This is a genomic window from Desulfotomaculum defluvii, assembly GCF_054657375.1.
Map to the genome: position 1 here is coordinate 120962 of NZ_BAAHYV010000007.1, position 12034 is coordinate 132995.

Consider the following 12034-nt stretch of genomic DNA (forward strand, 5'->3'; position numbering starts at 1 on the left):
AAGAATGGTCTATTTTTCTTTAGGACTATAGTCTTTGGTCAATATTCCATGGGGTAAGATAAGTCTTAAAGTGGTAAAATAAGATAAGAAAGCCAATGAATCAGAGGAGAAGCCATGCACACTCTTGTTGTCACCGCTGCCATTATTCAGCGAGAAAATAAAATCTTAATTACACAGCGAAAAAGTAATGCTGATCATGGTCTAAAATGGGAGTTTCCCGGCGGTAAACTTAACTATGGTGAAGATCCCAAAGATGGCCTCCGTAGGGAGATTATAGAAGAACTGGATATGGAAATAGAAGTGGGAGATATTTTTGAAGTGATTTCCCACTGCTATGGAGAAAGGCATATTTTACTTTTGTGTTACTCTTGCCACTACCTGGGGCAAAAGCCAACTACCCGGGATTGCCAGGATTTTCATTGGGTCACTACCAAGGAAATGGACCTTTACGAATTTACCGCTGCCGATGTACCAGTTATAAAAAAACTACAAAGTATTGATATATAAAATTGCCTGCTCACGTGAGCAGGCTTTAAAAAAATATAAAATTGGAGACGGCGAGTATAATGTATACAAGATACCATAGTTACTAAATTAAGGCAATAAGTCAAACTTATCTATATAGGTTTGAAATTATTTTTTTGTTATATTTCCTATACAATACAATAGGATTATGATATATATGTCTTTGTACCTGTTTACTTTTATGTAGTGTGCCTAAAAGGGGAGATTGGATTTGCTAAAACAAGTAGTATTCCCTGAGTTTATCGGGGAATCTGAAATAGCGGTGGTTGTCATAATCCCTTCGCTAAAGGAGGATATGGCCCAACTGTTTGAACGGTTTCACTCAGGAGAAGAAATTGATTATTGGTTTTCCTGGGACTTGGTTATGACTAACACAGCAGAATATTTAGTAGTGTTAGAAATTAATTGGGATCAGGGTGAAGGTTTAATCCTAGCCTTTGCCATGGAAATGTGGGAATTTATTTACCTCATTGCCGAGAAAGGTAATGTGGTTATTTTGGGAGATATTAGCGAACTAGAAGAGGGAGCCTCGTTAATCTTTACGGAAGAATATAAACCCTTTGCTTTACTGGTTCGGAACGTTGCCAGTGGGTTGGAAAAGCTCTATTATCATGTGAAGGAATTGGTGGAGGTAAACCAAGACATAGAAGAATTAGCAAAATTGCAGTTGATTTTAGAGGGAACCGCAGTTAAGAAAAATATAACCTACCACTAAGAACAAAAAACGACACCTGAGCCGGTGTCGTTTTGCATTTTGTCATCAATTTGCTTTTCAGCCATCAGCCGTCAGCTTTTAGCTATTAGCCCTTAGCTTTTAGCCTGTAGCGATCTGAAGCACCACGGTTAACATATACCTTTGTCATCTTTTACTGATACCGTCTTTTAGCTTTCCAACTTTCCAATTTCCCAACTTTCCGCTAACACCTTACTGCTAAGTAGCCTACGACCAAGGAACTTAACAAATATCTCCGTTTGAACAGGGTTTGTCAAAACAAGTAGGGTGACAGCAGACTAATTGGTCATTGTCATAGGCATAAAAGGTACGCTGACCAGGTTCTACCGGTTGACCACAGATGCTGCAGTGAACAGCTTCTGGACAGGGAACCAGTATTCCTGTTAGTTTACCTCCGCGCCAGGATACCTCCAGTTGATTCAGTTGAGACTTCAGAGGTTCCACTGGACTGCATGCTGGATGGTAAAAATAACGTATCTTGCGTCCTTCGATCCGATGCTTTAACTCCACTGCCGGACTAAAGGGGGGGATGGGCTTATTACAGTGCTGGCAGGTACGGGCTCGATTCATGGTGCTTTTTAATACATACCTCGGCACAGCAGGTTTTTTACGAACCTCCCGATCTTTCCAGTACCTTTTTTTCCTTTCAGGGTTACTGGAAATCCACTTTTCAATGGCATTATAATAGGTCCGGTAGTCTCGGTTCTCCAGTTTGATATCTATTGGAAAGCCAGTTTCCACCACCATTCGGTGAAATTCATTTTCTGCTGCATCGTGGGCTAGTCCATCCATCTTGTGGGTTTGCCATTTATATTCTTGCTCGGTCAGCCACTTGTGATAGGTATGAAAAATATTTCCAGAACAGACCAAATATTCATCATCTTTAGTGGCCCCGGCCTTTTCCATCAATTCAAGCAGCAAATTGCAGACCAGTTCTTCCCAACCCATTTTATTGGTCCAGGTAACAGGAACCCGGGCGGAAAAAATCTCCCCCGTTTCCTCACACACCAAAACAACCACTTCACCAAAGGCCTGGCAACCGCCACCAGCATCCTCAACATACCAGGTTTTCAAGGTTATCACCTCATTCGTAGCCAATAAAAACAGGCTTACGGTTGATACCGAAGCCTGCCCCAAAATTCTGAGCCATTACCTATATAATAGCGAATTATTGAAGAATATTCAATGCCACCTTAGCCTTTAGTCATTAGCCGATAGCAGAAAGCAAAAAGTTGGAAAGCAGAAAGCCAAGGCCTAGGGCCTGAACATTTCATAAGGAGGCACTGACTTTTGGCCAGCACCTCAGCTCAGCTAAGGGGAACCATTTTCCCTGTCATTAGCGAAACATAAGGGGTCTGACCCCCGTGCAGAATGCAACTCAGGTGTGAAGTGCCTAGTTATTGCCGAATATAAAACCTATAAACTAAGCTAGCACTACAAGCGAGCAACTGCCTGGCACCGTTGAAACTTAAGCCACCTTCAGAATAGCTAACAGCTAAAGGCTAAAGTCTAAAAGCTAACAGCTTCCAGTCCAATCACACCTTCCCGATACACCGGCACTACATTAAATAAATCCACCTGGGCACAGTAGGCCAAATCTGCCACCAAACCCATTTGAACTAGCTTTTGCCCATGTAAGGAGTCGTATAAGGCCTGCAGCGGCTGATTTGCATAGTACTCAGCCAATCTCAGGGCAGCCGTTGCAGCATCTTCCATTATCAACTCACCCTTGTCCATTAGAGGTATCTCATCTAGATATACTTTCTGGGCTGGGGCTATCCTGGCTTGGTTGGCAGACTTCCTTTTACCTAATTTCTTAACAATTTCCCTTATCACCATGCCCGCAGCCAGAGTGTCCTCTAGGGAAAATTTCCCCCGGGTGCCGGCACAGACCAAAACTACATCCTGCTGTTTAGCCAAAAGACTGTGAGCCACAGCCGAAGCATTGAGCAAACTGCCAATCATTACGTTACCGCAACCCTCTGCTACCCTACAAACAGTTTGGGTACCATTGGTGGTGGTTAAAATGACAGTTTTCTGTTTAACAGTTTCTGGCTGGTATTCCAGTGGTGAATTACCTAAATGAAAACCGGGAAGTTTTACCGCACCTCTTTCGCCGCCTAACAAAAAGGTGCCTTCCGGTAACCGTTTGGCCAGTTCAAAGGCCTCTGTAACCTCTGACACGGGAATAACACTTGTACAGCCATTGGCTAAAGCTGTCGAAATCGTACTGCTGGCCCTTAAGATATCAAACATAACAGCCGATTTATTTAGAAGGATGTCCTTTTCTATGTCCTTTACGGTGGGTACTAGATAAATTCTCACAAAATCATCTCTTTTCTATCTAATTTGAACCAATGATTAATATTATTATTATATTATACTAACAAAGGAGGTAGCCATTAGTTATTAGTTTTTAGTCTTTAGCTGTTAACTGTTAGCAGTTAGCTATTAGTCTTAGCTAAAAACGGGTCTAAACACCAGCAGAAAGGAAACCTAGGTGCCTGGCTCTTGCCGCAGGAAATCTCTTAACACAAGCCAACAACTATAAGCGAGCAAGTGCTTGGCACCGTTGTGTTAAGGAAATAATTCCCAGCGGCCATAGTGGCCAATAGCTAAACGCTAACGACTAATAACTAAAAAATACTACAACAAATTCCTTAACTAACCATTTAAGGCAGGATTTTAGTAGACATTAGTCGTAAACTTAGGTAATTATTCAATATATATAGGGGATGTGAAATTTTTGGAAATAATGACCCCATTGGGGATTATATTTGCCGCTGTATGCCTGATAACTGGCTTTCTTTTAGAAGGTGGCCATATTGGTGCTTTGGTTGCACCAACGGCTTTTATCATTGTGGTGGGTGGAACCATTGGGGCAACAGTAGTTGCCTTTTCCACCAAAGAAGTTCTTTCCATACCCATATTAATTAAAACAGCCATAACCAAAAAAGTTCCAGACTTTACGGAAACCATCAACCTAATCGTTGAACTTTCGGAAAAGGCTCGCCGGGAAGGTTTACTTTACCTCGATAGTCAGTTGGATACCCTCGACGATCCCTTTCTCCGCAAGGCCATGCAATTGGTGGTAGATGGTACAGACCCGGAAATGGTGCGCAGCATTTTAGAAACCGAGATCTATTCATCCTATGATAGACATCAAGTAGGTGTACATATCTTTGAAGCGGCCGGTGGTTATGCTCCTACCATGGGCATTATTGGTACTGTTATGGGCTTGGTCCACGTGTTAGGAAACCTATCCGATCCAGACAGCTTGGGTCCGGCCATAGCCATGGCCTTTATCGCCACCCTCTATGGGGTTGGCTCCGCTAACATCTTTTGGTTGCCCATCGGGTCTAAACTAAAAAACCTGAGCAAAAAGGAATTGGTACTGAGAGAAATGGTTATTGAGGGCATCTTGGCCCTCCAAGCAGGCTACAACCCCACCATTATCCGTGAAAGACTCAATGCCTTTATCAAACCCGGAGAAAGCAAGAAGTTGCAGGATGAGGGTGAAGCATAATGAAAAGAAGGGGTCAAGAACCAGAAAAGGAAAATAATGAACGCTGGCTGATTACCTACTCAGATCTAATTACCCTGCTGTTAATTTTTTTTATTGTCATGTATACTCTCAGTAAAATAGATGCCAATAAATACCATGCCATTGCCTCCTCCCTAGCCAAAACCATGGGTGGTAGTTCTAGCATTATGGAAAGCGGTGGCCCCTCCATGGTCCCTGGGGCCAGCGAAAATAAGGAACTTACTACAGCTATTGAGCAAATTGAACAACAGAAAATGGAAAAGATTAGAAAACAAATTGAAGAATATGTCAATGCCAATGGCTTAGCGGGCAAAGTTACCGTGGCCATTGAGGAAAGAGGGGTTGTCATCAGTTTTCAGGATGTGGTGCTGTTTCCATTGGGCAGTGCCGAGCTAACTAGCAACTCCAGAGACATTGTGGATAAAGTGGGCGCTATTCTTAGCCAAACTACAAACTACATCCGAGTAGAAGGGCATACAGATAATTTACCCATTAGAACCAGTAAGTTTCCTTCCAACTGGGAACTCTCTCTGGTGCGTTCTGCCAGTGTGGTGCACCATCTGATTAATAATAATCAAATTCCCCCGGAACGGCTATCAGCCACCGGCTATGGGGAATACCGACCAAGACAACCTAATGATTCAGATGCTAATCGACAGCAGAACCGCAGGGTAGATATTATTGTGATTCGGACTAAATATCAGGAAGTGGAACCAGAGGCCGTTAACGTCGCAGATACCCTTCCTCCCACCGAAAATAAGGAGTGATCCATGTGACTAATCTTAACCAAATTCTTCAAGAAGAACAGACGGTTGTTTTTCAGTTAATGGGGCAGGTATACGGTGTGGATATAAACTCAGTATTTGAAATTATTCGCATGGAGAGTATAACCAAAATCCCCCATTCACCTCACTTTGTTGAAGGAGTTATCAACCTACGAGGACATATTATCCCAGTGATCGATTTGGCCAAACGTTTTGGTCTAGGGCAAAATGAGCAATCCCAAGATAGTCGCATTATCATCTTGGAAGTTTCTGGCCAAACCATTGGTGTCATTGTGGATTCGGTGCAGGAAGTACTTCGTATACCCATTAACAATGTCGAACCACCCCCGCCGGTGATCGATGGCATTGAATCAGCCTACATCAGAGGTATTGCCATTTTGGAAGAGAAACTAATCATACTTCTGGATCAAAATAAAATTCTCATGGAAGAAGAAAAGAACCTACTGCTACAGGCCAATATGGATGAAAGTCAGGTATAGGAGGTGTAGGCGTGTTTTCAGATCTCGAAATCGGTGTATTTATCGATGAACTGGAAGAAAAAATACAAGTCATCAACGACGGCTTACTAGTTTTGGAACGGGATGAAAGCAACCCGGAGATTATCCAGGAAATTTTCCGAGCCGCCCATACCATTAAGGGTTCCTCTGGAATTATGGGTTACCAGAATATGACTAATTTGACTCATGAAATGGAAAACCTATTTGATAAGATTCGTCATGGGGAAATTCATGTCACCTCTGAAATGGTCAATGTACTCTTTGAAGCCCTGGATACCCTCAAGGCCCTCAAGGATGAAGTCACCGGAGATGGCCCTGCGGTAGATACCACAGCCGTGGTGGAGAAAATTAAAGCCTTTGTAGAGGTTAGTAGTACTGCATCCCAGTCTGGTGTATTCAATGACAATCAAAATGCAGCCTCTATACAGCCAGCCCCAGTTGGTACAGACAGGCAATGGCTAGAGATTGAAGATGTCGAAGAAAATGTAATTAGGGAAGCAGAGCTAAGGGGCTTTCAGTGCTATAAAGTAGCTATTAATATCGATCGGGATTGTCAAATGAAAAATGTACGGGCCTTTCTTGTCTTTGAAACTCTGCAGCAGGAGGGGGAAATAATTAAAAGCGAACCCTCTGCAGAAGACATTCAAGAGGGCAAATACGACATTGGGTTCCAAATACTGTTAATTGCCAAGGAAGATGCCGATCATATAAAAAATATTATCATGACCATTTCCGAAGTAACCCTAGTGGAAGTTGAGCCAGTGGTGTTAAATGGTATTGGGGCTCCTATGGAACAAACCCAAGTGATAGAAAAACATTTAACTAACCAAGACGCCAAGCAGGAAGGTAATATAGTTAGACCTGAATACATGGAGAAAAAAGCTATTAAAACTGTACGGGTGGATGTAACCAAACTGGATAACTTAATGAACTTGGTGGGTGAGCTGGTTATTGATCGGACCCGCCTTAACCGTTTTGCAGAGATTTTTGAGTCCCGGTTTGGCTCTGATGAAATGGTGGAGGTCATTAACGAAATATCCAATCACCTAGGCCAGGTTACAGGTGATTTGCAAGAACAAATTATGAAAGCCCGTATGCTGCCAGTGGAACAGTTATTCAACCGCTTTCCCCGTATGGTTAGGGATACTGCCCAGAAACTTGGTAAAGAAATCAACTTTGTCATGGAAGGTAAAGAAACCGAGTTGGACCGTAACGTTATCGAGGTCATCGGTGACCCCTTGATCCACCTAATTCGCAATTCCATTGACCACGGTATTGAATCCCCAGTTGAACGGCAGGCCGCGGGTAAGCCAGACATGGGTACTCTCCTCTTAAAAGCTTCCTATGCCGAAAGTCACATTGTCATCACCGTTAAGGATGATGGTCGGGGCATGGATGCCAACAAGATTCGTAACAAGGCAGTGGAAATGGACTTTGTAGATCGAGAGACTGCCGATCGTATGAGCGATCGGGAGGCTTTGCAATTGATTTTTAGAGCAGGTCTTTCCACTAAAAATAATGAGATCAGTGACCTATCCGGTCGTGGTGTGGGTATGGATGTGGTAAACACTTCCATTGAACAGATCAATGGTACAGTGGAACTGGATACAAAACTGGGTGCCGGTACCACCATTACCATCCGTTTACCCCTAACCCTGGCCATCATTAGGGCCCTGATGGTAACCCTAGGACAGCAGGTTTACGCCTTCCCCTTAACCAACGTTTCGGAGACCATTCGTGTTAATGAGGAAGAAATCCGCCGTATCGGCAACAACGAAGTCATTGTGGTACGAGATAAAATTCTGCCTTTAGCTCGCCTGGGTCGTATCTTTAATGCCGCAGACTATGAAGAATCCAGCAAGATGTATGTAGTAATTTTAGGTTCTGGAGATAGGCGGGTAGCCATGGTTGTGGATAAACTATTGGGAGAACAGGAAATTGTCATTAAGTCTTTGGGTGATTACTTAGGTCAGGTCCCAGGACTTTCCGGTGCTTGTATCTTAGGCGACGGTAAAGTAGCCCTTATTGTGGATGTAAGGGGTCTGGTAAAATCCCTCAGAACTGAGGAGTTAGCCTATGCTGCCGGTTAAAGTACTTGTGGTGGATGATTCCTCCTTGATGCGGCGGCTGATTAGCCGCCTGCTGGAGGAAGACAAAGAAATACAGGTCATTGGCAGTGCTGCAGATGGCTTAGAGGCCCTGCAGCAGATTAAGGTACTGCGGCCAGATGTAGTTACCCTAGACGTAGAAATGCCTAAATTAGATGGTATAGCTACTCTACGACGCCTGATGCGGGAATGTCCTACACCAGCAATCATGCTCAGTGCCCACACCCACGAAGGGGCTAGAGCAACAATGGATGCCCTATCCGCCGGAGCGGTAGACTTTGTGGCAAAACCCAGCACTTCAGCAGAGCTGCCTAAGATGGTGGAAGATCTAAAAACTAAAGTAAAGGTGGCAGCCAGGGTATCCCTGGGACGGGTGCGTACCACCCTGTCACAAACCTCAGCAAAGCCAAAACCAACAGCACCCCCTCCGGTTCGACCAGTAGCTCAGACACCTAGGCAGTTTCGCTGTGGCAAGATAGACTTGGTGGTAATCGGTTGTTCCACCGGTGGCCCCGCTGCCCTGCAGCAAATCATCCCTTACTTACCAGCTCATCTGCCAGCTGGGGTGGTGATTGTGCAACATATTCCCGTGGGCTTCTCCAAATCCATGGCGGAGCATTTGGATAAAAAAAGTGCCATCTCAGTACGTCACGCCGAAGAAGGCGATGAAATAAAAGCCGGTCAGGTGTTGGTAGCTCCGGCAGGCTTTGACTTGAACTTTAAAGCCAAAGGCAATGGTGCCACTGTAAGCCTTACTAATTTTGGTGCCAGTCTGAAACCAGGTGGTTTTCGTCCTTCAGTGGACTGGGTCATGAAATCCGCTGCTGAGGTTTATGGCTGTCGAACAATGGGTGTGCTGCTCACAGGCATGGGTCGAGACGGGGCCCAAGGTATGCTGGCCATCAAAGAACGGGGTGGGCCTACCATTGCCGAACACCAAAGCACCTGCGTGGTCTATGGTATGCCCAAAGCCGCCGCAGATATAGGAGCAGCCGGGAAAATGGTACCCTTACCACAAATTGTTCAGGAAATTCAAGCTGTTTTTTAGTATTTAATATAAAGTTAAGGCCTTGTTCTGCCGAATAATAAAATACAAGAGTTTGAGGAAGAAACAGGGTGATTGAAGTGAAAATCAACGGTTTTAAACCGACCAGTCAAATATTCCAGGCCTATCAACAAAATAAATTGGAAAAGAATAAGGCCAATAGGGTAAACCAGCCTGCAGGTGATTCCGTGCAGCTTTCCCAAGAGGCCAAGTTTAAAAAGGAAATAGAGAGTGCCCTCAAAGAGCTGCCAGAAGTAAGGCAGGAGTTGGTCAACAAGCTAAAAAATGAAATTCAGGACGGTACCTATAAGCCCGATGCCCAAAAAATTGCAGATGGAATTTTACGAGAGAGGCTCCTGGACAAAGAGATCTAAAGGATGGTGCAGATGGAGTCTTTATTTTTTAACCTTAAAGACGCTCTAATAGAATTAAATAATGAATTGAATAAGATGCTTGAGACAACGAAACAACACAACCAAGCTCTCAAGGACAATGATCTGGAGGCCATCAAAGAGGTCCTCAAGGAACTGGATTTGTTATCCAGACGAGTCAAGAACCTAGAGGCCCAAAGGGAATCAATCCAAACCTCCCTGGAGGAAGAGCTAAAGTTACCCAAGGGAACAATACTAACCAAGACCATAGCCCATGCACCCCAACACCTAGTGCAGGATTTAAATAAAGCTGCCCACAGCCTAAGGGAAACAACCACAGCCATTCAGAAAGTAGTAGAAATAAACAACATCCTAACCAAGCAAGCCCTAAATTTCAACACAGTCCTACTAAAATCCATAAAACCTACAAAAGCAACCTACAACCCCACAGGACAAACAGCCGGCAGCAGCAATACCCCAACCTCAATCCTAAACAAAACGATCTAACGCCCAAAGACTAAAATTTAAATGAGGTGTCAGGCACCGTCGAACAAAGCACTAAACTAAAGACTAACAGCCAATAGCTAACAGCTAAAGGCTAACCGAAGGTGGTTTTTACAATGCCCGGAACATGGTTCGGCTTAGAAATTGCAAGACGGGGCACCCAGGTCTATCGCAAAGCCATGGATGTCACCGGCCACAATATTACCAATGCAAATACACCCGGCTACTCCAGACAGGAAGCGGTGATCAAACCCACCGATCCCTGGACTCGCCCGGATTTTTCTACCCAAATGACCCCAGGTCAGTTAGGTACAGGCTCCGAGGTAGTTGAAGTTCGGCGCATCCGGGACCAATATTTGGATGTCCAGTCTCGTCAATCCGGCAGCTACGAAGGTTACTGGGAGAAAAAGCTAGACATGGCCAAAAGGATGGAAACCGTATTCCTGGAACCAGACGGTCGGGGGCTCCAAACCACCCTGCTTAACTTTTTTAACGACTGGCAGGATCTCAACAACAACCCCCAGGATCTCGGTGTTAAAAAGGCCGTCAAGGAATCTGGTGACGAACTGGCTACCATCTTTAGACAAATGAATAGTCAGCTAGCCAATATCAACGATAGTGTCAATGGTTCCTTGGAATACCAAGTGAATGAAGTTAACCGACTGACCACCCAAATTGCAGAACTCACCAATACCATTATGAATGTTAAATATAATGGTGCCCAGCCCAATGACCTTTTAGATGAACGTGATAACCTTTTGGATCAACTAAGTAAATACGGACATCTAAATGTAACCACCGAAGATAATGGTTCTATTGAAATAAGATTTATCGAATCTGCTGCAATTTTAGTTTGCAATACAGGCAACAATCACGTTGAAGCTGCCAAACTTACCCTGGTCACCGATGCGGGCTTAGAAAAAAATGAATATCATCTGGCCATCAATAACCAAGATGTAGTGAACCTGACAGCACTGGCTGATTATTATCCCCAGGGACCAGAAGGAGCTGGCAAGGGTAGCATTCTTGGACAGGAATCAGCCAGACTGGAAAACCTCTCAGTATCCAATAAGCTTGATACCTTGGCCAAAGCCATCATTGAGAGAGTCAATGAAAAATCAGGGCTTCCTGGCCCTGCTGACGTACAAAAACCCTTTAACTTCTTTACTGGCACTGGGGCCGCCAATATCTCCCTGGGTGAGGAAATCAAAAGCAATCCCGAAGTGATCATCGGCGAAAATGCCCTAGCTGTGACGCAATTACGCAGTACACCCATACGCACCCTGACTGCCACAGCCGATTTGAGAAATGGTATCAGCTTTAACAGCACCAACCTTTCTAAAACAAAGTTTACCCTCGAACTACCCAACGGTGTAAAGCAATATATTAACTTTGCTAGAGATGCCGGTATCAGCGATGGCTTTCTCACCTTTACCGAAATTAAGGATAAACTACAAACTGTTTTAGATAAAAGGTTTGGTCAAGGGGAAGTTACCGTGGGGGACAACGGCATGGGCCAACTGGTGCTTACAGCTAATAACGGAGATGGTTCCTTTAAACTTGAGATAGATACAGAAAGCGACATATTATTCTACGACCTCAAAACCAATGAAAATCCCGGCTTGAAAACCCTAAGTACCACCGTCCTTGACACCACCTTTGAAAATTACTACCAGGGCATTGTGGGCCAGGTGGGTGCTCTGGTGGACCACCACGACAATATGCTGGAAAACCAGCAGGCCATCGGACAGCAAGTGGAAGCCCTCAGACAATCTGTCTCCGGTGTGTCCCTGGACGAAGAACTTACCAAAGTAATTCAATATCAATATGGTTACCAAGCCTGCGCTCGCATGATATCTATTCAGGACGAAATGTTAGATTACCTTATCAACCGTATTGGTCAGTAAAAGGGGTGACAAGAA

General features: G+C 44.3%; 12 protein-coding genes. 10 read left to right on the top strand and 2 right to left on the bottom strand.

Annotated elements, in window-relative coordinates; translation table 11 throughout:
* The first annotated feature begins 114 nt into the window (after positions 1-114).
* Together mutT and ACYQ03_RS07675 are read left to right on the top strand one after the other, a co-directional pair.
* Positions 115-507 carry an 8-oxo-dGTP diphosphatase MutT gene (gene mutT, locus ACYQ03_RS07670; protein WP_459908955.1) on the top strand — a complete coding sequence of 131 codons (393 nt, stop codon included), beginning with the start codon at positions 115-117 and terminating at the stop codon, positions 505-507.
* A gap of 229 nt (positions 508-736) precedes the next feature.
* Positions 737-1240 (top strand): hypothetical protein, encoded by a 504-nt coding sequence (locus tag ACYQ03_RS07675; protein ID WP_459908956.1) that lies wholly within the window; start codon positions 737-739, stop codon positions 1238-1240.
* Between the two features lie 240 nt (positions 1241-1480).
* On the opposite strand, the gene ACYQ03_RS07680 is transcribed toward ACYQ03_RS07675, so the two are convergent.
* Both ACYQ03_RS07680 and ACYQ03_RS07685 read right to left on the bottom strand, forming a co-directional pair.
* Positions 1481-2341: a hypothetical protein gene (locus tag ACYQ03_RS07680; RefSeq protein ID WP_459908958.1), complete on the bottom strand. Its 861-nt coding sequence runs from the start codon at positions 2339-2341 to the stop codon at positions 1481-1483.
* 426 nt (positions 2342-2767) lie between these two features.
* Positions 2768-3583 carry a 2-phosphosulfolactate phosphatase gene (locus ACYQ03_RS07685; protein ID WP_459908959.1) on the bottom strand — a complete coding sequence of 272 codons (816 nt, stop codon included), beginning with the start codon at positions 3581-3583 and terminating at the stop codon, positions 2768-2770.
* A gap of 421 nt (positions 3584-4004) precedes the next feature.
* Between ACYQ03_RS07685 and ACYQ03_RS07690 the strand changes: the two genes are divergently transcribed.
* From ACYQ03_RS07690 to flgK, 8 genes are all read left to right on the top strand, one after another.
* The gene (locus tag ACYQ03_RS07690) at positions 4005-4784 is read left to right on the top strand and encodes a flagellar motor protein (protein ID WP_459908960.1); all 780 of its coding nucleotides are present in this window, start codon (positions 4005-4007) and stop codon (positions 4782-4784) included.
* Positions 4784-5569: a flagellar motor protein MotB gene (locus ACYQ03_RS07695; RefSeq protein ID WP_459908961.1), complete on the top strand. Its 786-nt coding sequence runs from the start codon at positions 4784-4786 to the stop codon at positions 5567-5569. The genes ACYQ03_RS07690 and ACYQ03_RS07695 overlap by 1 nt, the downstream gene beginning before the upstream one ends.
* 5 nt (positions 5570-5574) lie before the next feature.
* Positions 5575-6066, top strand: a complete 492-nt coding sequence (locus tag ACYQ03_RS07700) for a chemotaxis protein CheW (protein ID WP_459908963.1) — start codon at positions 5575-5577, stop codon at positions 6064-6066.
* Between the two features lie 11 nt (positions 6067-6077).
* On the top strand, positions 6078-8174 hold the full coding sequence (locus tag ACYQ03_RS07705) for a chemotaxis protein CheW (RefSeq protein ID WP_459908965.1): 2097 nt from the start codon (positions 6078-6080) through the stop codon (positions 8172-8174).
* The gene (locus ACYQ03_RS07710) at positions 8161-9240 is read left to right on the top strand and encodes a protein-glutamate methylesterase/protein-glutamine glutaminase (RefSeq protein WP_459908966.1); all 1080 of its coding nucleotides are present in this window, start codon (positions 8161-8163) and stop codon (positions 9238-9240) included. Before ACYQ03_RS07705 ends, ACYQ03_RS07710 begins: the two co-directional genes overlap by 14 nt.
* Positions 9241-9308: 68 nt before the next feature.
* On the top strand, positions 9309-9611 hold the full coding sequence (flgM, locus tag ACYQ03_RS07715; RefSeq protein WP_459908968.1) for a flagellar biosynthesis anti-sigma factor FlgM: 303 nt from the start codon (positions 9309-9311) through the stop codon (positions 9609-9611).
* A 12-nt stretch (positions 9612-9623) separates the two neighbouring features.
* On the top strand, positions 9624-10115 hold the full coding sequence (locus ACYQ03_RS07720) for a flagellar protein FlgN (RefSeq protein ID WP_459908970.1): 492 nt from the start codon (positions 9624-9626) through the stop codon (positions 10113-10115).
* A gap of 113 nt (positions 10116-10228) precedes the next feature.
* Entirely contained in the window at positions 10229-12019 is a 1791-nt protein-coding gene (gene flgK / locus ACYQ03_RS07725; RefSeq protein ID WP_459908971.1) for a flagellar hook-associated protein FlgK, read from the top strand.
* The last annotated feature ends 15 nt before the right edge of the window (positions 12020-12034 follow it).